18 protein-coding genes are annotated in these 20,111 nt (G+C 56.8%); 13 read left to right on the top strand and 5 right to left on the bottom strand.

Annotated features, from left to right (window positions below):
* Positions 1-731: 731 nt before the first annotated feature.
* Both AC6I7A_RS05950 and AC6I7A_RS05955 read left to right on the top strand, forming a co-directional pair.
* On the top strand, positions 732-1,133 hold the full coding sequence (locus AC6I7A_RS05950; protein ID WP_009091208.1) for an H-NS family histone-like protein: 402 nt from the start codon (positions 732-734) through the stop codon (positions 1,131-1,133).
* A 177-nt stretch (positions 1,134-1,310) separates the two neighbouring features.
* Positions 1,311-2,903 carry an ABC-F family ATPase gene (locus tag AC6I7A_RS05955; protein WP_009091206.1) on the top strand — a complete coding sequence of 531 codons (1,593 nt, stop codon included), beginning with the start codon at positions 1,311-1,313 and terminating at the stop codon, positions 2,901-2,903.
* Positions 2,904-2,994: 91 nt separating this feature from the next.
* Here AC6I7A_RS05955 and moeB read toward each other — a convergent pair whose 3' ends face one another.
* On the bottom strand, positions 2,995-3,753 hold the full coding sequence (moeB, locus tag AC6I7A_RS05960; protein ID WP_058957702.1) for a molybdopterin-synthase adenylyltransferase MoeB: 759 nt from the start codon (positions 3,751-3,753) through the stop codon (positions 2,995-2,997).
* Complete coding sequence (moeA, locus tag AC6I7A_RS05965) at positions 3,754-4,989, bottom strand: molybdopterin molybdotransferase MoeA (RefSeq protein WP_058957701.1); 1,236 nt, start codon at positions 4,987-4,989, stop codon at positions 3,754-3,756.
* Between the two features lie 253 nt (positions 4,990-5,242).
* Between moeA and AC6I7A_RS05970 the strand changes: the two genes are divergently transcribed.
* The 8 genes from AC6I7A_RS05970 (at position 5,243) to AC6I7A_RS06005 (ending at position 14,393) form a co-directional block, all read left to right on the top strand.
* Positions 5,243-6,202, top strand: coding sequence for an isoaspartyl peptidase/L-asparaginase family protein (locus AC6I7A_RS05970; RefSeq protein WP_058957700.1), 960 nt, complete (start codon positions 5,243-5,245; stop codon positions 6,200-6,202).
* 9 nt (positions 6,203-6,211) lie between these two features.
* Entirely contained in the window at positions 6,212-8,068 is a 1,857-nt protein-coding gene (gsiA, locus tag AC6I7A_RS05975) for a glutathione ABC transporter ATP-binding protein GsiA (RefSeq protein WP_058957699.1), read from the top strand.
* Between the two features lie 54 nt (positions 8,069-8,122).
* Positions 8,123-9,658: a glutathione ABC transporter substrate-binding protein GsiB gene (gsiB, locus tag AC6I7A_RS05980; RefSeq protein ID WP_058957698.1), complete on the top strand. Its 1,536-nt coding sequence runs from the start codon at positions 8,123-8,125 to the stop codon at positions 9,656-9,658.
* A gap of 45 nt (positions 9,659-9,703) precedes the next feature.
* Positions 9,704-10,633 carry a glutathione ABC transporter permease GsiC gene (gene gsiC / locus AC6I7A_RS05985; RefSeq protein WP_058957697.1) on the top strand — a complete coding sequence of 310 codons (930 nt, stop codon included), beginning with the start codon at positions 9,704-9,706 and terminating at the stop codon, positions 10,631-10,633.
* On the top strand, positions 10,630-11,535 hold the full coding sequence (gsiD, locus tag AC6I7A_RS05990; protein ID WP_058957696.1) for a glutathione ABC transporter permease GsiD: 906 nt from the start codon (positions 10,630-10,632) through the stop codon (positions 11,533-11,535). Before gsiC ends, gsiD begins: the two co-directional genes overlap by 4 nt.
* Positions 11,532-11,981 carry a DUF4385 domain-containing protein gene (locus AC6I7A_RS05995; protein ID WP_009091198.1) on the top strand — a complete coding sequence of 150 codons (450 nt, stop codon included), beginning with the start codon at positions 11,532-11,534 and terminating at the stop codon, positions 11,979-11,981. Before gsiD ends, AC6I7A_RS05995 begins: the two co-directional genes overlap by 4 nt.
* 521 nt (positions 11,982-12,502) lie before the next feature.
* Complete coding sequence (locus tag AC6I7A_RS06000) at positions 12,503-13,138, top strand: carbonic anhydrase (protein ID WP_009091197.1); 636 nt, start codon at positions 12,503-12,505, stop codon at positions 13,136-13,138.
* Positions 13,139-13,256: 118 nt separating this feature from the next.
* Entirely contained in the window at positions 13,257-14,393 is a 1,137-nt protein-coding gene (locus tag AC6I7A_RS06005) for a PQQ-dependent sugar dehydrogenase (protein ID WP_058957695.1), read from the top strand.
* Position 14,394: 1 nt separating this feature from the next.
* Here the strand turns inward: AC6I7A_RS06005 and AC6I7A_RS06010 are convergent, their stop codons facing one another.
* Complete coding sequence (locus tag AC6I7A_RS06010; protein WP_058957694.1) at positions 14,395-15,051, bottom strand: HAD family hydrolase; 657 nt, start codon at positions 15,049-15,051, stop codon at positions 14,395-14,397.
* Positions 15,052-15,323: 272 nt separating this feature from the next.
* Between AC6I7A_RS06010 and AC6I7A_RS06015 the strand changes: the two genes are divergently transcribed.
* Entirely contained in the window at positions 15,324-16,526 is a 1,203-nt protein-coding gene (locus tag AC6I7A_RS06015) for a serine hydrolase (protein WP_072052704.1), read from the top strand.
* 256 nt (positions 16,527-16,782) lie between these two features.
* Here the strand turns inward: AC6I7A_RS06015 and ybjG are convergent, their stop codons facing one another.
* Positions 16,783-17,388, bottom strand: a complete 606-nt coding sequence (gene ybjG / locus AC6I7A_RS06020; protein WP_046101501.1) for an undecaprenyl-diphosphate phosphatase — start codon at positions 17,386-17,388, stop codon at positions 16,783-16,785.
* A 231-nt stretch (positions 17,389-17,619) separates the two neighbouring features.
* Here ybjG and AC6I7A_RS06025 point away from each other — a divergent pair, with 231 nt between their 5' ends.
* Positions 17,620-17,793, top strand: a complete 174-nt coding sequence (locus tag AC6I7A_RS06025) for a hypothetical protein (RefSeq protein ID WP_167428450.1) — start codon at positions 17,620-17,622, stop codon at positions 17,791-17,793.
* Here the strand turns inward: AC6I7A_RS06025 and AC6I7A_RS06030 are convergent.
* Positions 17,788-19,476 (bottom strand): aspartate:alanine antiporter, encoded by a 1,689-nt coding sequence (locus AC6I7A_RS06030; RefSeq protein WP_058957476.1) that lies wholly within the window; start codon positions 19,474-19,476, stop codon positions 17,788-17,790. The two genes, AC6I7A_RS06025 and AC6I7A_RS06030, sit on opposite strands and share 6 nt — an antisense overlap.
* 258 nt (positions 19,477-19,734) lie before the next feature.
* Between AC6I7A_RS06030 and ybjM the strand changes: the two genes are divergently transcribed.
* Entirely contained in the window at positions 19,735-20,100 is a 366-nt protein-coding gene (ybjM, locus tag AC6I7A_RS06035; protein ID WP_009091189.1) for an inner membrane protein YbjM, read from the top strand.
* Positions 20,101-20,111 lie beyond the last annotated feature (11 nt).

The following is a 20,111-nucleotide window of genomic DNA, read 5'->3' on the forward strand; positions in this document are numbered from 1 at the left end:
GGCAATCGTTGCCGGAATTCGTCAGGATAAAATGGCCGAAAATAAAACAGGCCTGACAGCAGGGCTATTATCTGCGCAGCGGTCAGGGCGTTATTATTTATGTGGCTGGCATCAGTTCAATTTAAGATTTTGAGCTGCATCACCTTTCTGCATTTATTTCAGGATGCTTTTTTAATGCCACTCAGAACGCGCATGACAATTCGCCAGCGTCTGCAGAACGCGACCGCTGTTGTTCAACGCTCTTCTCTGCGAATAATCTGACGCTGCTGAAAAACGCAGCGGTAAAACATGCCGGGAACGTCGCGACTGTCATAATAAAATCGAATAGGGCGATAATTCTTTAACGTTATTGCCCGATGAGAAGGGCAATTTTTAATCATGAACTGTAAACTATTGTGACAGAGGTAGCCTTTCCGGCCTTTTTTTATCGCCAGAGCATGGGCGGTAAACCGGAAATAACGGGCCTGAACCTGCACGCTTTCACAGATGCGGTTATGCCTCTGCAGGCGGTATCGTCCGGCTGAAATCGTTTTCAATACAGGGACACAGGCCCGGTTTGTTGTTAATTCATCGTTAATAAACCTCAGGCGGGTCCGATTTTAAAAGCCATATTTCGGCATAATTAATACTTAAGAATTATCTGGGGCGTAAAAATAATTTATTTTTTTATTTGAATTAGGTAATCTTGCCGCTACAGTTTTATTAACCCCCCCTTAATCAAGGACATTGTGATGAGTGACGCATTTAAGGTACTGAACAATATTCGCACATTACGTGCCCAGGCTCGTGAACTGCCACTGACCGATCTTGAAGAGATCCTGGAAAAATTAACTGTTGTTGTGACTGAGCGCCGCGAAGAAGCAGAAGCAGAAGAGACGCAGAATCGCGAAAAAGAAGAAAAGCTCTCTAAATATCGCGAAATGCTGCTGGCTGACGGCATCGATCCTAATGAATTATTAGGTGCCCTGGAAAGCGGAAAAAAACGCACCAAGCGTGCGCCGCGTCCGGCTAAATATACTTACACCGACGAAAACGGTGAGCAGAAATCCTGGACTGGCCAGGGCCGTACCCCGGCAGCGATTAAAAAAGCGCTGGATTCCGGTAAAAGCCTGGACAGCTTCCTGATCGATTGATCGACACAATCCTTGTAAGTGGGAGCCGGGGGCCATGATGGCCTGCCGGCTTTTTTATTTCTGTCGGGATATCAATCACCCGGCCAGCAATCCATCCCCGACGCTGGCGTGCGCTGCGTCACATCTGGCATAATAGCCGCCGTTTTTTCATCCACTCTCTTCACAAAGGTCAATGCCGTGTTAGTTAGCAGCAATATCACCATGCAGTTTGGCAGTAAGCCACTGTTCGAGAATATCTCCGTTAAGTTTGGCGGCGGTAATCGTTACGGTTTAATCGGTGCGAACGGCAGCGGAAAATCCACCTTCATGAAGATTTTGGGTGGCGATCTGGTGCCTTCAGCCGGCAACGTCTCTTACGATCCCAACGAGCGTATCGGTAAGCTGCGTCAGGATCAGTTCGCCTTTGAACAATTCAGCGTGCTGGACACCGTGATCATGGGTCACCATGAATTATGGGAAGTTAAGCAGGAGCGCGACCGTATTTATTCTTTGCCAGAAATGAGCGAAGAAGAGGGGTATAAGGTCGGTGACCTTGAGGCGCTTTACGGTGAGATGGATGGCTATAGCGCCGAATCCCGTGCCGGTGAGTTATTACTTGGTGTCGGTATTCCGGTTGAACAGCATTATGGCCCGATGAGCGAAATTGCGCCGGGCTTTAAATTGCGCGTGCTGCTGGCGCAGGCGCTGTTTTCCAATCCCGATATTCTGTTACTCGATGAACCAACCAACAACCTGGACATCGATACCATTCGCTGGCTGGAGCAGGTGCTGAATGAACGTGACAGCACCATGATTATCATTTCGCATGACCGTCACTTCCTTAATATGGTCTGCACCCACATGGCGGATTTGGATTATGGCGAGCTGCGTGTCTATTCCGGTAATTATGACGAATATATGACCGCCGCAACCCAGGCGCGTGAACGTCTGTTATCTGACAACGCCAAGAAAAAAGCGCAGATTGCTGACCTGCAGTCGTTCGTCAGCCGTTTCAGCGCCAACGCATCTAAATCGCGTCAGGCGACATCGCGCGCAAAACAGATGGATAAAATTAAACTGGAAGAAGTCAAAGCGTCCAGTCGTCAGAACCCGTTTATCCGTTTTGAGCAGGATAAGAAGTTGTTCCGAAACGCCCTGGAAGTGGAAGGATTAACCAAAGGGTTTGATAACGGTCCGCTGTTTAAGAATTTAAATCTGCTGATGGAAGTGGGCGAAAAGCTGGCGATCATCGGCGCCAACGGTATTGGTAAATCGACGTTGCTGAAGACGCTGGTAGGGCAACTTGAGCCCGATAATGGCAGCGTTAAATGGTCAGAGAATGCGCGCATTGGTTATTACGCGCAGGATCACGCCGAAGATTTTGCTAATGATCTGACCGTATTTGACTGGATGAGTCAGTGGAAACAGCCCGGTGATGATGAGCAGACGATTCGCGGTATTCTGGGTCGCCTGCTGTTTTCACAGGATGATATTAAGAAACCGGCGAAGGTGCTTTCCGGTGGTGAGAAAGGGCGCATGCTGTTCGGCAAGCTGATGATGCAGAAACCGAACATCCTGATTATGGATGAGCCGACTAACCACCTGGATATGGAGTCGATTGAATCGCTCAATATGGCGCTGGAGATGTATGAAGGCACACTGGTGTTTGTGTCGCACGACCGTGAATTTGTCAGCTCGCTGGCAACCCGCGTGATTGAGCTGAAAGCAGACAAGGTGGTGGACTTCACCGGCAACTATGAAGATTACCTGCGCAGTCAGGGAATCGTCTGATAAAAGGGGGGTGGCGCAGACCACCCCCTTTTTTTGGCCCGGAATGGGCCGCAAGGTAATCACTCTGAGGCTGGAGCCAGCTTCAGGGAGCCTATGCTCCATCGCCACACACTTCACAGTGCGCATCCTGCGCCACTTTCATGCTGCGGAATTCTGCACTCATGGCATCGTACATCAGCAACCGGCTGGTGGCCGGCGTGCCAAAGGCCGTCAGGACCTTAATCGCTTCCATCGCCTGCATTGCACCAATCACCCCCACCAGCGGGGCCATGACGCCTGCTTCGACACAACTCAGGGTCTGTTCGCCAAACAGGCGGCTGATACAGCGATAGCAGGGCGTGCCGGGCTGCCAGTTGAATACGCTGATCTGGCCCTCCATACGAATTGCCGCCCCGGAGACCAGCGGGACGCCCTGCTGGCGACAGAGCCGGTTGAGCTGCTCCCGCGCCGCAACATTGTCGGTGCAGTCCAGCACCACCTGCTGGCGGGCTATCAGCGCCAGCAGCGCCGTATCATCCAGCTGGCCGTTGACCGGATGCAGCTGACAGTGAGGATTGATGGCCGCCAGGCTTTGTGCCGCCGATTCGACTTTGGCACAGCCAATATCGGCGTCATGATGCAGTATCTGCCGTTGCAGGTTAGAGTGCGACACGGTGTCGAAGTCAAGCAGCGTCAGGCTGCCGATCCCGGCTGACGCCAGCCAGGGCGCGGCGGCACAGCCAAGTCCGCCCAGCCCGACGATCAGCGCATGGCTGGCTTTAAGTCGCTCCTGACCGTCAAAATCGAAACCGCGCAGGACAATCTGCCGGTTGTAGCGCAGCATCTCCTCATCGCTTAATTCAGGCAGCATTTACGCCTCCAGCAGGGCGTTGAAGGGTTCCACCTCAACCCATTCGCCAGGCTCCACATTGCCGCGCTCCCGCTCCAGCACAATGAAGCAGTTTGCCTGCGCAAAAGAGCTGAAGACGTGGGAACCCTGCATGCCGGTGGTCTGCACCTCCAGCTCACCCTGCGCGTTCTGGCGCAGGATGCCACGCTGGAAATCGAGCCGGCCCGGTGATTTTTTGAGCGCAGAGGCGCAGCGCACTTTCTGACGCGGCGGCAGAGCCGATTTCTGCAGGCCGGTAAGTTTCGCCAGCAGCGGCTGAACCAGCTGATAAAAGGTGACAGCAGCCGAGACCGGATTACCCGGTAAACCGCAGAACCAGCTGTGGCTGAGGCGGCCAAAAGCAAAAGGTTTGCCGGGTTTGATCGCCAGCTTCCAGAAGCTGATTGCCCCCAGCTCTTCCAGCATCGTTTTGGTAAAGTCCGCTTCCCCGACTGAGACACCGCCGGTGCTGATCACCACATCCGCCTGCCGATCCGCCTCTGCGAAAGCCGCCCGCAGGGCCGCCGGATCGTCTTTGATAATCCCCAGGTCGATGACGTCGCAGCCGAGCTTATTCAGCATCAGCGACACGGCGAAACGGTTGGTATCGTAAATTGCGCCTTCGGCCAGCGGTTCCCCCACCGGCTGCAGTTCATCACCGGTGGAGAAGATCGCCACCCGCACTTTTCGCACTACGCTGACCTGCGCAATCCCCAGCGAAGCCAGCAGCGGCAGTTCCGCCGCGCCCAGCCGCGTGCCCGCTTCCAGCACGACATGACCGGGCTGAATATCGTCGCCGGTCAGGCGGATATTCTGGCCGGGACGCACCGGTGCGGTGATCACAACGGCCCCCTCCCGCGTTTCCGTCTGCTCCTGCATCACCACCGCGTCGCAGCCTGCGGGAACCGGCGCACCGGTCATGATGCGGATCACGCTGCCCTGCGGCCACTCACCACTGAAGGGTGCGCCAGCGAAGGCTTTACCGGCCACCGGCAGCGGCTCACCGCGGCTGATATCTGCCAGCCTGACGGCGTAACCATCCATCGCGGAGTTATCAAAGGGCGGTACGGCGATAGGGGAGGTCACCGCTTTTGCCGTGATGCGGCCTGCCGCCGCGGCCAGTGACACGTTCTCAGCGTCGGCGATGGGCGTCAGCTGCGCGAGCATTTTTTGTTGCGCCTCCTCAAGGGAGATCAAACCTGCAGTAAAACTTTCCATAAGGGTCCAGCCTGGTGAATTCAGATGCTGCCTATTATGGTGGCAATTGGCCGCTGAGTCACATCGGTGTCACCCCGGGCTTGCCCGCGATAAGGGTCAAAATGATATAGGGTGGTAAGAAAAGGTTATAACCACAGGAACAGTTTCCGCTTTACAACCCTTAGCAGGCTTTCTATAGTCAAAAATCATCAAAAATGGATGAAAACCATTTTAAATCAGTGTTTTTCATGCGGATGCAACAGGGCAGAGCGTTATGGTTAAAGCAGTGATTGCCATTCACGGCGGCGCGGGTGCCATTACGCGCTCAGCGATGAGCGCTGAAAAAGAACAGGCATATCGTCAGGCGCTGCAGGAGATTGTCACTCAGGGCCAGCAGATCCTGGCGCAGGGTGGCAGCGCACTGGATGCGGTAACGGAAGCGGTGCGGCTGCTTGAAGAGTGCCCGCTGTTTAATGCCGGTAAAGGCGCGGTATTTACCCATCAGGGCACGCATGAACTCGATGCCTGCATCATGGATGGGCGCACGCTGGAGGCGGGCGCCGTCGCCGGCGTGACGCGGGTGCGCAACCCGGTTCTGGCGGCGCGTGCCGTGCTGGAAAAAAGCGAGCATGTGCTGTTCATCGGTGAAGGTGCTGAACAGTTCGCGGCGGCGAACGGACTGGCGCCGGTGAGCCCTGACTACTTCTCGACGCCGGAACGGTGGGAACAGCTGCAGCGCGCGCTGAATAGCGATTCGGCGGTGCTGGACCATGATGGCGCGGCTCACCACGACGACCCGCTCGACCCTGACCGCAAGTTTGGCACGGTGGGCGCGGTGGCGCTGGACCTGGAGGGCAATCTGGCTGCGGCGACCTCAACGGGCGGCATGACCAATAAACAGGCCGGACGGGTAGGCGACTCGCCGCTGCCGGGTGCGGGCTGCTATGCCAGCAATGACAGCGTGGCGGTCTCCTGTACCGGCACCGGTGAGGTCTTTATGCGCACGCTGGCCGCTTATGACGTGGCCGCACAGATGCGCTATGCCGGTCGTACGCTGCAGCAGGCCAGCGTCAATGTCATTCATGACAGCGTGCTGGAGCTGGGCGGCAGCGGCGGCCTGATTGCTGTCGATCGTGCGGGCAATGTGGCCCTGCCGTTTAACAGCGAGGGAATGTACCGCGGCGTCGCCCGGGTGGGCGAGCCAGCGGAAGTCGCTATCTACCGCGAAAGTTAAGGAGCAGAGATGAGCGACAGGCAAACGCATCCGACCCTGGCCCCTGAGCAGGTGCTGGCGGTGCGCGATCTCAGCGTGGAATTTCAGCATGAGGCGACCCTGACCCGCGCGGTGCGCCATTTGTCACTCGATCTGTTTCGCGGCGAGACGCTGGCGCTGGTAGGCGAGTCAGGTTCAGGCAAATCGGTCACGTCTCTGGCGCTGATGCGGCTCATCGAGCAGGCGGGAGGCCAGGTCAGTGGCGAAGCGCTGCTGCGCCGTCGCAATGGGGAGGTGCTGGATCTGATGCGTGCCTCAAAGCAGCAGATGCGCCGGGTGCGCGGCGCCGATATGGCGATGATCTTTCAGGAGCCGATGACCTCGCTGAATCCCGTCTTCTCCGTCGGCGAGCAGATTGCCGAATCGATTCGTCTGCATCAGGGACAGAGTCATGCCGCCGCGCTGGCGGAAGCGCGCCGGATGCTGGACCTGGTGCGGATCCCTGATGCGCAAAATGTCCTCTCCCGGTTTCCACATCAGCTGTCAGGCGGGATGCGCCAGCGGGTGATGATTGCAATGGCACTCTGCTGCAAACCCGCCCTGCTGATTGCCGATGAGCCAACCACGGCGCTCGATGTAACGATTCAGGCGCAGATTCTGCAGCTTATCCGCGTGCTGCAGAAAGAGATGCAGATGGGGGTGATTTTTATCACTCACGATATGGGCGTAGTGGCTGAAATGGCTGACCGGGTTCAGGTGATGTACCGCGGCGAGGTGGTGGAAAAAGCCCCGGTCGACCGGCTGTTCAGCGCACCGGAACAGCCTTACACCCAGGCGCTACTGGCCGCCGTGCCAAAGCTCGGCGCCATGCAGGGCCAGCCGTTGCCCGCGAAATTTCCCCTGCTGCACAGCGACGCGGCCGACGACGTGCCGCAGGATACGGTACGCCGTCTGCAGCCCCCGATTTTACAGGTGCGCGATCTGGTGACCCGCTTCGATATTCGCGGCGGGCTGCTGAATCGGGTTAAAAGCCGGGTTCACGCCGTCGAAAAAGTCAGTTTCGACCTCTATGCCGGTGAGACACTGGCGCTGGTGGGCGAATCAGGCTGCGGTAAATCCACCACCGGACGCTCGCTGCTCAGGCTGGTGGCGAGCCAGGGCGGCACGCTGACCTTCGACGGACAGCGGATAGATACGCTTTCCGGTGCCGCGCTGGCCCATCTGCGACGCGACATTCAGTTTATCTTTCAGGACCCTTATGCCTCACTCGATCCGCGCCTGACAGTGGGTTTTTCAATCATGGAGCCGCTGCTGGTACATAAGGTGATGCCGCGACGCGAGGCGGAGCAGCGCGTCGCCTGGCTGCTGGATAAAGTGGGCCTGCTGCCGGAGCATGCTCAGCGCTATCCGCATGAATTTTCCGGCGGACAGCGTCAGCGAATCTGCATCGCCCGTGCGCTGGCGCTGAACCCTAAAGTGGTGATCGCCGACGAGTCCGTCTCTGCGCTGGATGTGTCAGTTCAGGCGCAGATTATCAATCTGATGCTCGACCTGCAGCGCGAGTTTGGCATCGCCTTTCTCTTTATTTCTCACGATATGGCGGTGGTCGAGCGGATCAGCCACCGCGTAGCGGTGATGTATCTCGGTCAGATTGTCGAGATAGGGCCGCGTCAGGCGGTCTTTGAGCAGCCGCAGCATCCCTATACCCGCAAACTTATGGCGGCGGTGCCGGTAGCCGATCCGGCTCACCACCGTCGTGAACGAGCCTTACTGGTCGATGAGATCCCCAGCCCGATCCATGCATTAGGGGATGAGCCTGAAGTGGCGCCGCTGATGGAGGTGGCTCCGGGCCATTTCGTCGCGCGCCACGTTATCAGTGCGACCTGAACAGTGACGATGTCGCCCCGGCGACCAACCCGACAGGGATTACAGGAGAACAAGATGCAGATAACGATGCGTAAAGGGTTACTGGCGGCTGGCGTGTTAAGCAGCGCAATGGCACTGCCCGCCTGGGCAGCACAGGATGCGGTGATTGCCGTCGCGTCCAATTTCACGACGCTCGACCCCTATGATGCCAACGACACGCTGTCGCAGGCGGTCGCCAAATCTTTCTATCAGGGCCTGTTCGGCTTTGATAAAGCGATGAAGCTGACCAACGTGCTGGCGGAAAGCTATCAGGCCAGCCCGGACGGACTGACCTACACCATTAAGCTGCGTTCCGGCATCAAATTCCAGGACGGCACGGACTTCAATGCCGAAGCCGTGAAGGTCAACCTCGATCGCGCCAGCAATCCCGATAATCACCTCAAGCGCTACAACCTGTTTAAACATATCGCCAGCACCGAAGTGGTGGATCCGACCACGGTTAAAGTGACGCTGAAGGAGCCGTTCTCCGCCTTTATCAACATCCTGGCGCACCCGGCGGCGGCGATGATTTCGCCCACTGCGCTGAAAAAATATGGCAAAGAGATCGGTTTCCATCCGGTCGGGACCGGTCCGTTTCTGTTTGAAACCTGGAATCAGACCGACTTTGTGAAGGTGAAGAAGTGGGATGGCTACTGGAAGCCGGGCTATCCGAAGCTGGACAGCATCACCTGGCGTCCGGTGGTGGATAACAACACCCGTGCGGCGATGCTGCAGACCGGTGAGGCGAACTTCGCTTTCCCGGTGCCTTATGAGCAGGCGAAGCGGCTGGAGCAGAACAGCAAGCTGGATGTGGTGACCACGCCATCCATCATGCAGCGCTACATCAGCCTCAACGTGACTCAGAAGCCGTTCGATAACCCGAAAGTGCGCGAGGCGCTGGAATACGCCATCAACCGTCAGGCGCTGGCGAAAGTGGCGTTCTCCGGATATGCGACGCCAGCGACCGGCGTTGTGCCGCCCTCCATCGACTTTGCACAGAGCTATCCGGCGATAAGCTACGACCCGGCTAAAGCCAGAGCGCTGCTGAAAGAGGCGGGCTATCCGAACGGTTTCGAGACCACGCTCTGGTCGTCGCACAACCACAGTACTGCGCAGAAGGTGCTGCAGTTCACCCAGCAGCAGCTGGCACAGGTGGGCGTGAAGGTTAAGGTCACGGCGATGGATGCCGGTCAGCGTGCGGCGGAAGTGGAGGGCAAAGGGCAGAAAGAGAGCGGCGTGCGGATGTTCTATACCGGCTGGTCCGCCTCAACCGGCGAAGCAGACTGGGCGCTGACGCCGCTGTTCGCCACCGCAGCCTGGCCACCGGCCATCTTCAACACCGCGTTTTACAGCAATCCAAAGGTCGATAAAGATCTGGCCGATGCGCTGAAAACCACCGACCGTACTGAGAAAGCGCGCCTTTACAAAGATGCGCAGGATACCATCTGGCAGGATCACCCGTGGATCCCGCTGGTGGTTGAGCAGCTGGTCTCTGCTAACAGCAAAAACCTCAGCGGTTTTTATGTGATGCCCGATACCTCATTCAATTTTGATGAGGCGACTCTGAAGTAACGGAGCCGGCCAGCCCGCGGGCTGGCCGCAGCTGCAGGATGTTGCATGTTTAACTATTTCATTAAACGACTTTTCGGGCTGATCCCGACGCTGCTGATTGTGGCGGTGCTGGTGTTCCTGTTTGTGCACCTGCTGCCGGGCGATCCCGCACGCCTGATCGCCGGGCCGGAAGCGGATGCCTCCGTGGTGGCGCTGGTGCGCCAGGAGCTGGGGCTGGATCTGCCGCTGCCGCAGCAGTTCTGGCACTTTTTACTGAATGCGCTGCAGGGCGATTTTGGCCAGTCGATGGTGTCGAAACGGCCGGTCGCCGAAGAGATCGTCACGCGCTTTATGCCGACCCTCTGGCTGACGCTGGTCAGCATGGTCTGGGCGGTGATTTTTGGCATGGCAATTGGCCTTGTCTCTGCCGTCTGGCGCAACCGCTGGCCCGATCGGCTGGGCATGACGCTGGCGGTGTCGGGCATTTCGTTCCCCGCCTTTGCACTCGGCATGCTGCTGATGCAGGTCTTCTCGGTTGAGCTGGGATGGCTGCCGACGGTAGGTGCAGAGAGCTGGAAACACTACATCCTGCCTTCAATCACCTTAGGTGCCGCGGTCGCGGCGGTGATGGCCCGTTTTACCCGCGCCTCCTTTGTCGAGGTCATGCAGGAAGACTACATGCGGACGGCGCGGGCCAAAGGGGTACGCGAGTCGCTGGTGGTGGTCAAACATGGCCTGCGCAATGCCATGATCCCGGTCGTGACCATGATGGGCCTGCAGTTCGGTTTTCTGCTGGGCGGCTCGATTGTGGTTGAAGTGGTTTTCAACTGGCCTGGCCTGGGGCGTCTGCTGGTCGATTCTGTGACGATGCGCGACTACCCGGTGATTCAGGCAGAGGTCCTGCTGTTTTCACTGGAGTTTATTCTGATCAATCTGTTTACCGACATGCTCTATGCGGTCATCAATCCCGCTATTCGCTTTAAGGAGTCGCGATGAAAAACTGGCGACGCGCAGCGGCACTGAAAAGCATGCCGCTGCTCGCGGAGAATCGGGTGCGGACGCCGTGGCGTGAGTTCTGGCGGCGTTTCAGACGGCAGCCGGTGGCGCTGCTGGCGGGCCTGTTTGTGCTGATGCTGATCGTACTGGCATTTATCGCACCGTGGGTTGCGCCGTTCGATGCGGAGAACTATTTCGATTATGACCGGCTCAACGAGGGGCCGTCACTGATGCACCTGTTTGGTGTGGACTCGCTGGGGCGCGATATCTTCAGCCGGGTGCTGGTCGGCACGCGTATTTCCCTGATTGCGGGCTTCTTCTCTGTGTTGATCGGCGCGCTGATTGGCACCCTCTCTGGCCTGCTGGCGGGATATTATGAAGGGTGGTGGGACCGCATCATCATGCGCATCTGTGATGTGCTGTTTGCCTTTCCCGGCATTCTGCTGGCGATAGCGGTCGTCGCCATTATGGGCAGCGGCATGAGCAATGTGATTGTGGCGGTAGCCATCTTCAGCATCCCGGCTTTTGCCCGCCTGGTGCGCGGCAATACGCTGGTACTCAAGCATCAGACCTTTATTGAGTCAGCGCGCAGCATCGGCGCTTCTGACTGGACCATTCTGATGCGACATATCCTGCCGGGGACGGTCTCACCGATTGTGGTCTATTTTACCATGCGCGTCGGCACCTCCATCATCACCGCTGCCAGTCTCTCCTTTCTGGGTTTAGGGGCACAACCGCCCACGCCGGAGTGGGGCGCCATGCTGAACGAGGCGCGCGCCGACATGGTTATCGCGCCGCACGTGGCGATTTTCCCCAGTCTGGCGATCTTCTTCACTGTTCTGGCATTTAATTTACTCGGAGACGGGCTGCGCGACGCACTTGATCCTAAACTAAAGACATGAAACCTTTCGATTATGATCAGGACTTCAGCACTATCGACTTCCGTAAGCACCCTGAGCGATATCAGGTCGGCCGCGGGGAGCAGGGTGTGCTGATGGTCGAGCCTTATAAGAGCGAAATCCTGCCTCACTGGCGATTTCGAACCGTTCCCATTGCTGAAGAGTCGGCAGAAAAGATCATGGCGCTGTTTGAAGATTACCGGCGTCAGGATGATTTTGTCGGCATGGATATGGCGCGCAAGTTTATCCAGATGGGCTATACCCGTGCCCGCCGCTACAGCAATCACAAGGGCGGACGAAAATATGACGCTGAAGGCAAGGAGCTGCCGCGTGGCGTCAACGAAGAAAAAGCCGCGGCGGCGGCCATTTTCAAAGCTTACTGGGACCGTCTCCGGGCCGATGAGGACTATCTGCAACGGAAAAAGGCGCATCAGCAACTTTATGGCTAAGCGCTGAACCAGCATGACCGTTTTTCTGCCCGGCGCGTCTGTAGCGCCGGGGAGGCGAAATTCATTTCACGCCGCAGTGCCTCCGCTTTCCGCGCTATTTCATCTTTCCTGCTTCTTCCCGTCAAAACCCTGCCGGCGGACTGAAACCGGCGGATTACGCTCACGGCGCAGCAATCCGCCGGATGCGATGCGTCCGCTGAGCGTGAATGACTGAAAACGATTTCAGCCTGGCGCACGACGTAAAGTAGTGAAAAAACGCGTAAAAGCCTGTCCGCTTTGCAGACCCGCATCAGGCTCAGAGAAAAACGGGCGCGTCGTGGTAACTCACCGTGCTATAAAAAGAAATCGCCGCCTGGACCGTTGACTGGCGGATAAGCGAAGCGCTGTCCGTAACCCCGGCTGAACAGTGAATGAAAAACGCGGGTTGATATTCACTTGTTTTCATTAATAATAAACCCGCTAACCCCACTGAGGGGGCTATGCCCCTCAGGTAATGAAATGGATAATGTGAGAGCTAAATAATGAAAGAGATCATCAAAGGATTTCTGAATTTCCAGCAGAATGTGTTTCCTGAAAGGAAGGATCTTTTCAAAAGCCTGGCGTCAAATCAAAATCCGAAAGCCCTGTTCATCTCCTGTTCAGACAGCCGTCTGGTGCCTGAGCTGGTAACGCAGCAGGAGCCAGGAGAGCTGTTCGTTATCCGCAACGCGGGCAACATCGTTCCCTCATTTGGCCCGGAGCCTGGCGGTGTGTCCGCGACTATCGAATATGCCGTGGTCGCACTGGGCGTCTCCGACATCATCATCTGCGGTCACTCCAACTGTGGTGCTATGAACGCTATTGCTTCCTGCGCCTGCATGGACACCATGCCCGCAGTAGAGCACTGGCTGCGCTATGCCGATGCGGCAAAAGCGGTGGTCGAGCAGCGTGAGTATGACTCACCGGAGAAGAAGCTGAATGAGATGGTCAAAGAGAACGTGATCGCGCAGCTGAACAACATGAAAACCCATCCTTCGGTTTCCGTCGCGCTGCGTAACGGCAAACTGCGTCTGCATGGCTGGGTTTACGATATCGAAAGCGGCACCATTATGGCGCTGACCCAGGGTGGCAAGCAGTTCATCACCCTGTCTGAGAATCCGGACACCTGCTTCGAGTAATGCCTCTCACCCGCTGCGTCCTGCGGCGGGTTTTCCTGTTTAATCTTTTGTAAATCCTCAGGTTCACTGCGCGCGGGCTGACTACGCTTAAGGCACGCTATCCCATGAGGAGAACTCTATGTCCCGTTTTTCAACCGTTCTGCTGCTGGCCGGTTCGCTGCTCTCAGTGCCGCCGCTGTTTGCCGCTGACCTGCAGGTTGAGGTGTTACAGGATAAGTTACAACATCCATGGTCGGTTGCCTTTCTGCCCGACAACAAAACGCTGCTGATAACCGAACGGAGCGGGCAGCTGCGCAGCTGGAACCCGGAGAGCGGCCTGTCGCAGCCGATTCAGGGCGTGCCAGAGGTCTGGGCACAGCGGCAGAGCGGCCTGCTGGATGTGGTGCTGGCTCCCGACTTCGCCAGCAGCCGTCGTGTCTGGCTCAGTTACACCGAGGCTGACAGCAAGGGCAAAGCGGGGGCGGTGGTAGGTGTCGGGACACTGAGCAGGGATAATCGCCAGCTCAGCGATTTCCGCGAGGTGATCCGGCAGACGCCGATGCTCTCCAGCGGTAATAACATCGGCACCCGGCTGGCGTTTGATACTCAGGGCTATCTCTGGATCGCCTTCGGCGATAATTTTGTCAGCAGCGCCGCGCAGGACCTCGATAAACTGCAGGGCAAACTGCTGCGGCTGAATGCCGACGGCAGCGTGCCGGATGATAACCCGTTTGTGAATAAGCCCGGCGCGCGGCCGGAAATCTGGGCGCTTGGCCTGCGTAATCCGCAGGGGCTGGCGCTGAATCCCTGGACCGGGATGATATGGGAAAATGAGCATGGCCCGCGCGGCGGCGATGAAGTGAATATCATGAGTCGTGGCAAAAACTATGGCTGGCCGCTGGCGACCTACGGTATCGACTACAGCGGCGATAAAGTGCCGGAGTCAAAGGGCACCCATGTTGCAGGCACCGAGCAGCCGATCTGGCACTGGAAAGTCTCTCCGGCCATCAGTGGCATGGCGTTTTACAACAGCGCCCGTTTTCCGCAGTGGAAGAATTCGCTGTTTATCGGCGCGCTGAAAGAGAAGAACCTGATTCGGCTGAGTGTGAACGGTGAAAAGGTGGTGGAAGAGCAGCGCCTGCTGGGCGACCAGAATGCGCGGATTCGTGATGTGCGGCAGGGACCGGATGGCTGGCTCTATGTGCTGACCGATGAGGCCAATGGCAAACTGCTGAAAGTGGGATTAGCGCAGGACGCTGGCGCGTCCCGCGGCTGATTCAGCGTGCCCAGTGATAAACCTGCCATCCCCGGCTGACCGCTTCCTGATGCAGTCTTTCATCCGGGTTGATGACATGGGCGTGATCGGCCTGCTCCAGCAGGGGCAGGTCATTCATCGAATCGCTGTAGGCCCAGGTGCGGTCAAACGTCTCCTCCGCCTGCAGCGCTTTCCAGTCACCCAGCCGGGTCACTTTGCCCTCTTTATAGGTCATGGTGCCGTAGGTATTGCCGCTGTAACGCTGGTCCACGATTTCAACGCCAATCGCCAGCGCACCGCAGGCCCCCAGTTGCTGAGCAATCGGCACCACCAGATGCTCACCGCTGGCAGAGATAATCATGACGCGGTCGCCGCGCGCCCGGTGCCACTCAATGCGTTCCCGGGCTGCGGGAAAAACGCGGGGCATGATGTCGCGATGAATAAAGCGGCGCACCCAGCCTTCCACCGTGAGGGTAGCCATACCCGACAGCGGTGAGAGGGTTTTACTCATATACTCTTCAATTGAGAGCGTACCGGCATAATACTGGGCCATCAGTGCCTGTTCCTGATCGATCAGTTCGCTGGGGGCGAACCCCTGTGATACCAGCCAGCGCAGCCACAGGCTGGTACTGTCTTCACAAATAAGTGTTTCATCCAGATCAAAAAGGGCTAAGTCCATGGTCGGTCTCCTCGGCTGACTGGCTTTCAGGTTAGCGGATAATTGTGACCGACTTAACTCTTCTGCGAAAAATCGGAATTTCACGCAGTTTCAGGGATGACAGAAGCGAGGCGAAAGGGCACGCGCGCGGCCGTTGTGCCAGGGTAAATCGACTAAACTCTAAAAAACTTTACGATTCGGCGGTTTTTTTCGCTGCCGTCAACGGTTAGCGTTTGAGTGAGAATTTTCTGCCCCTGGAATTTCGCGTTAACAAGGACAATCCGGCCACGCCCATGACAAACACTCGCTTCCCATCACGCCTGCGGCTTCTCGCTGCTACCTCATTACTGATTATCGCCCCGATCAGCGCCTATGCTGAACAGGCTCCCGCCGCGCCAGGCATTGACGCAAAAGCGTGGATCCTGATGGATTACGCCAGCGGTAAAGTCTTAACTGAATCCAGCGCCGATCAGCGTCTCGATCCCGCCAGTCTGACCAAAATGATGACCAGCTACGTGGTGGGTCAGGCGATTAAAGCGGGCAAAATTAAACCGGATGATATGGTTACCGTAGGACAGGATGCCTGGGCGACCGGCAATCCTAAGCTGCGCGGTTCATCCCTGATGTTTCTCAAGCCGGGTGACCGCATCCCGGTGCATGAGCTGAACAAAGGCATTGTGATCCAGTCCGGCAACGATGCCTGTATTGCGCTGGCGGATTACGTGGCGGGCAGTCAGGATTCGTTTATCGGCCTGATGAATAACTACGTGAAGGCGCTGGGCCTGCAGAACACCCACTTTATGACGGTTCACGGCCTGGATGCAGAAGGGCAGTACAGCACCGCACGGGATATGGCCCTGATTGCGCAGGCGCTGATCCGTGATGTCCCCGATGAGTATGCGCTGAACAAAGAGAAAGAGTTCACCTTCAATAATATCCGCCAGATCAACCGTAACCGTCTGTTGTGGAGCACCAATCTCAAGGTCGATGGCGTTAAAACCGGCCACACCTCCGGGGCGGGCAACAATCTGGTTGCCTCTGCGACCGAAGGTGACATGCGCCTGATCTCCGTGGTGCTGGGCACCACCAGCGATGCGATCCGCTTCCGCGAAAGTGAAAAGCTGCTGACGTGGGGCTTCCGCTTCTTTGAAACGGTCACCCCCATTAAAGCCGATGCGCCTTTTGCTCAGCAGCGGGTCTGGTTCGGCGATCGCAGCCAGGTTAATCTCGGCGTCGCCAAAGATGCGGCGCTGACCATCCCTAAAGGGCAGATGAAGAACCTGAAGGCGAGTTTTAAACTGACCACACCTCAGCTGGAAGCACCGCTGAAGAAGAATCAGGTGGTGGGCACGATCGATTTTCAGCTGGACGGCAAAACCATTGAACAGCGCCCGCTGGTGGTGATGCAGGATGTGCAGGAAGGCGGATTCTTCAGTCGGATGATTGACTTCGTGATGATGAAATTTAACGGCTGGTTTGGGAAATGGTTTTCATAAGTTATCAGGGACACTGACGCGTCCCTGAAGCGGTTAATGCATCCAGACCAGGGGATAACCGCTACGCATCAACGTAAGGCGCAGGGAACAGGGTCAGAAGAGGAAAGCGTCCCGCGCCAGGGAAGGCGCGGGCCGAGCAGTCAGGGATGACGGCTTTGCGTCTTTCCGATCTGACCCTGTTCCCTGAGCAGGCTCGATCCTGCCGCGAGCATCGCAGACCTGCACGGCAATTTTCAGGAGGCTGTCGCCTCTTTTTTCAATCCTGCGTCCAGCCTTTGCGAATCGGCACCGCAAACAGCGCCCGATAGAGAGGATGGATAACAGCCAGCATCCGCTCGCCATAGAACTGCCATGCCAGATGCGAAGCCAGACAGCTCAGCAGCCCGACAAGGAATCCACCCAGCATATCCAGCGGCCAGTGAACGCCAAGATAGACCCGTGACCAGGCGATAGCGCAACCCACACCCATCAGAACCACCCCCGACCAGAGGCGATGCCAGAAAATAAAGGCCAGGGCAAAAGTGAAAATCGTGGTGCCGTGATCGCTGGGGTAGGAGTCATCCGCCGCATGATGCAGGAACTGATAACCGAAACCAATGGCGAACGGACGCGGATGAGGCAGCAGCTGGCCCACACACCAGGAGATCGTCAGCGCATAGATCAGCGCCATGCCGGTTTTCAGCACCAGTGCCCGCTGCGAAGAGAGCTGATCGCGTGGCCCCCACAGCCACATCACCACGATAAGCAGCGGCACGATGGCAATCAGATCTTTGGCAATAAAGGTCGCCAGTTGCAGTAACCAGGCAGGTGACGCTGGTGTGGCATTAATGGCAGTAAACAGTGAGTGGTTCAGTTCTTCCATTCCGGGATAGATTCCTCAGCAGACAGCCCGGCTAACAGTGGCTGACGCTACCCGGTCAGCCTTCTGATAACAGCGGCAATAAAAACAGTCAGCACCAGCGCGCTCGCCCAGTTAATCAGCACAAATAGCTAATTTCACAGCACTCTATCCTGCTGATTGCGAGGCGTTTCGTCCATCATCGCGCTCTTAATCTGTTACTGAGTTGTGCAACGGTTTAAGTTCGGCAGGGGAATGGCGGGATTCGGACGCGGCAGCGCGGCGCGCAAGAAAAAAGGGCATAAAAAAACCCGCCGGGAAAAAGACCAGCGGGCTCCACAATCTGGGGATTTCAAAGAAAAGCAGTGGCACTTATTAGGACTGCCCGCTGACAAAAAAGTTCTGGACGTAGCCAAAAAATTTTTATAGGGGCAATATCGGCCAGACAATCACAATCAGCGTCCCCGCCAGCGTCAGTAACACGTTGGCGATGGCGTAGGTCCCGGCATAGCCCAGCGCCGGGATATTACTGCGAGCCGTATCGCTGATAATCTCCATAGCAGGAGCACAGGTGCGTGCGCCCATGATGGCACCAAACAGCAGGGCGCGGTTCATCCGCAGCACATAGGCACCAAACAGAAAGCAGATGATGACCGGAAGCAGGCTGACCAGCAGGCCGCACAGCAGCATCAGCGCACCATCGCTGCTCAGGCTGTGATTAATGCCGCTGCCGGCACTCAACCCCACTCCAGCCATAAACACCATCAGACCGAACTCTTTCACCATTGTCAGCGCGCCCTGCGGAATATAACCAAACGTCGGGTGGTTGGCGCGCAGGAATCCCAGCATGATCCCGGCGAACAGCAGGCCGGCGGCGTTACCGATACCGAAACTGAAATTGCTGAACTGGAAGGTAATCAGACCAATCATCAGCCCCACAATAAAGAAGGCACAGAACGCCAGCAGATCGGTCATCTGACTGTGAATGGCGATAAAGCCAATGCGGTCCGCGACGCTTTTCACCCGGCGTGCCTCGCCGCTGACCTGCAGCACATCGCCTTTGTTCAGCATAATGCTGTCGTCGATCGGCATCTCAATCTGGCTGCGGATGACCCGGTTCAGGAAGCAGCCGTGATCGGTCAGGTTGAGCTTACTGAGGCGTTTGTTCACCGCGTTGTGGTTTTTCACCACGATCTCTTCGGTGACAATGCGCATATCCAGCAGGTCGCGGTCAAACACCTCTTTGCCGTTACGGAAGCTGGGATCGAGCCGGGCGTGTGCGTCGGGATAGCCGACCAGCGAGATATCATCACCCAGTTGTAACACCGCATCGCCATCGGGACTGGCGAGAATACCGTTGCGGCGGATACGCTCGATGTAGCAGCCGGTCTGACGATAGATGCCGAGTTCACGCAGATTTTTGCCGCCGCTCCACGCCACCAGCTCCGGGCCAACGCGATAGGCGCGGATCACCGGCAGGAAAACTTTGCGATGACTGTCTGCATCCAGACCGCGCTCGCGGGCGATCTGCTGGGCGCAGGTGGGCAGATCCTGATGTTGCAGGCGGGGCAGGTAACGGGCACCAAAAATCAGACTGACCAGGCCAATCAGATAGGTTACGGCATAGCCCAGGCTCAGCTGATCCTGCATCAGTCCAAGCTGTTTAGGATCGCTGATGCTCTGCCGCAGCGTATCGCCTGCGCCCACCAGCACCGGTGTTGAGGTCATGGAACCGGCCAGCATCCCGGCGGTGAGGCCAATATCCCAGCCGAAGAGCTTGCCGAGTCCCAGTGCCAGCAGCAGCGCGCTGACCACCATGACGATGGCGAGCATGAAATAGTTTTTGCCGTCGCGAAAGAAAATAGAGAAGAAGTTAGGGCCGGCTTCGACGCCGACACAAAAAATAAACAGCATAAAGCCCAGGCTTAATGCATCGGTATTGATGGTGAAATGCTGCTGCCCTAATAAGAGCGAAACCACTAATACGCCAATCGAATTTCCCAGCTGAACTGAGCCAAGACGCAACTTACCCAGACAGAGGCCGAGCGCTAAAACGACAAATAATAACAAAATGTCATTTCCGCTTAACAATCCTGCGACGTTAATATTCACTGTTTAACTTCTTGTTTACTTGTAACCTGTTGAAGAGTGGCCTGTTTTTCGCTATCTTGAGCAGGCCGTTGAGGTGCTGTTGTATCAGTACTGCAAATGCAACCTTTTCCGCGGCGCTATTCTAATCACAAATATCTTCTACAGCCATTGGCTGTTTTCATTCGTTGTCACAACGAACTGTTTCTTTTTATTTCCATCTGAACGCAGCAGGGTTATCAGCAGGTTATTGTCGGGATTATTTTTAATCAGTGGGGTGGTATGCCGCAGCGCTCTTATCTCTGGACGACCCGCCTGTGCGGCGTGGTGTTGTACAGTCTGGTGTTTGTTTTTACCTGTCACACCTGGCAGGTTGGGCCAGGCCCGCTTCGCGGTCAGCCCGAATTACTGCTCTTTATGCTTCCCGGCATTCTGATGGCGCTGCTGCAGGTGGAGAGCCCGTTGAAAAGCACGCTGCTGATGGGGCTGTGGGGGACGTTACTGGCCGCGCTACTGCTGAACAGCAGCCTCTTTATCCACGGCAACGGATTTTTTGTGCTCGCCTGGAGCCTCAGCGCCCTGTTCTGGGCAGGCTGCGGCGCCTTGCTGGTGCGGCTGATGCAGATCGTGATGGCGTCACTTAACTAACTCAGCCGTGC

The sequence above is a fragment of the Type-F symbiont of Plautia stali genome, from assembly GCF_059731105.1.

Excerpts from the sequence above, each read along its gene's own strand:
- AC6I7A_RS06015 (WP_072052704.1), top strand. The coding sequence starts at position 15,324 with ATGACAAACACTCGCTTCCCATCACGCCTGCGGCTTCTCGCTGCTACC.
- AC6I7A_RS06005 (WP_058957695.1), top strand. The coding sequence starts at position 13,257 with ATGTCCCGTTTTTCAACCGTTCTGCTGCTGGCCGGTTCGCTGCTCTCA.
- AC6I7A_RS05995 (WP_009091198.1), top strand. The coding sequence starts at position 11,532 with ATGAAACCTTTCGATTATGATCAGGACTTCAGCACTATCGACTTCCGT.
- ybjG (WP_046101501.1), bottom strand. The coding sequence starts at position 17,388 with ATGGAAGAACTGAACCACTCACTGTTTACTGCCATTAATGCCACACCA.
- AC6I7A_RS06000 (WP_009091197.1), top strand. The coding sequence starts at position 12,503 with ATGAAAGAGATCATCAAAGGATTTCTGAATTTCCAGCAGAATGTGTTT.
- gsiB (WP_058957698.1), top strand. The coding sequence starts at position 8,123 with ATGCAGATAACGATGCGTAAAGGGTTACTGGCGGCTGGCGTGTTAAGC.
- AC6I7A_RS06025 (WP_167428450.1), top strand. The coding sequence starts at position 17,620 with ATGGCGGGATTCGGACGCGGCAGCGCGGCGCGCAAGAAAAAAGGGCAT.
- AC6I7A_RS05970 (WP_058957700.1), top strand. The coding sequence starts at position 5,243 with ATGGTTAAAGCAGTGATTGCCATTCACGGCGGCGCGGGTGCCATTACG.
- gsiC (WP_058957697.1), top strand. The coding sequence starts at position 9,704 with ATGTTTAACTATTTCATTAAACGACTTTTCGGGCTGATCCCGACGCTG.
- gsiD (WP_058957696.1), top strand. The coding sequence starts at position 10,630 with ATGAAAAACTGGCGACGCGCAGCGGCACTGAAAAGCATGCCGCTGCTC.
- AC6I7A_RS06010 (WP_058957694.1), bottom strand. The coding sequence starts at position 15,051 with ATGGACTTAGCCCTTTTTGATCTGGATGAAACACTTATTTGTGAAGAC.
- AC6I7A_RS05950 (WP_009091208.1), top strand. The coding sequence starts at position 732 with ATGAGTGACGCATTTAAGGTACTGAACAATATTCGCACATTACGTGCC.
- moeA (WP_058957701.1), bottom strand. The coding sequence starts at position 4,989 with ATGGAAAGTTTTACTGCAGGTTTGATCTCCCTTGAGGAGGCGCAACAA.
- moeB (WP_058957702.1), bottom strand. The coding sequence starts at position 3,753 with ATGCTGCCTGAATTAAGCGATGAGGAGATGCTGCGCTACAACCGGCAG.
- ybjM (WP_009091189.1), top strand. The coding sequence starts at position 19,735 with ATGCCGCAGCGCTCTTATCTCTGGACGACCCGCCTGTGCGGCGTGGTG.
- gsiA (WP_058957699.1), top strand. The coding sequence starts at position 6,212 with ATGAGCGACAGGCAAACGCATCCGACCCTGGCCCCTGAGCAGGTGCTG.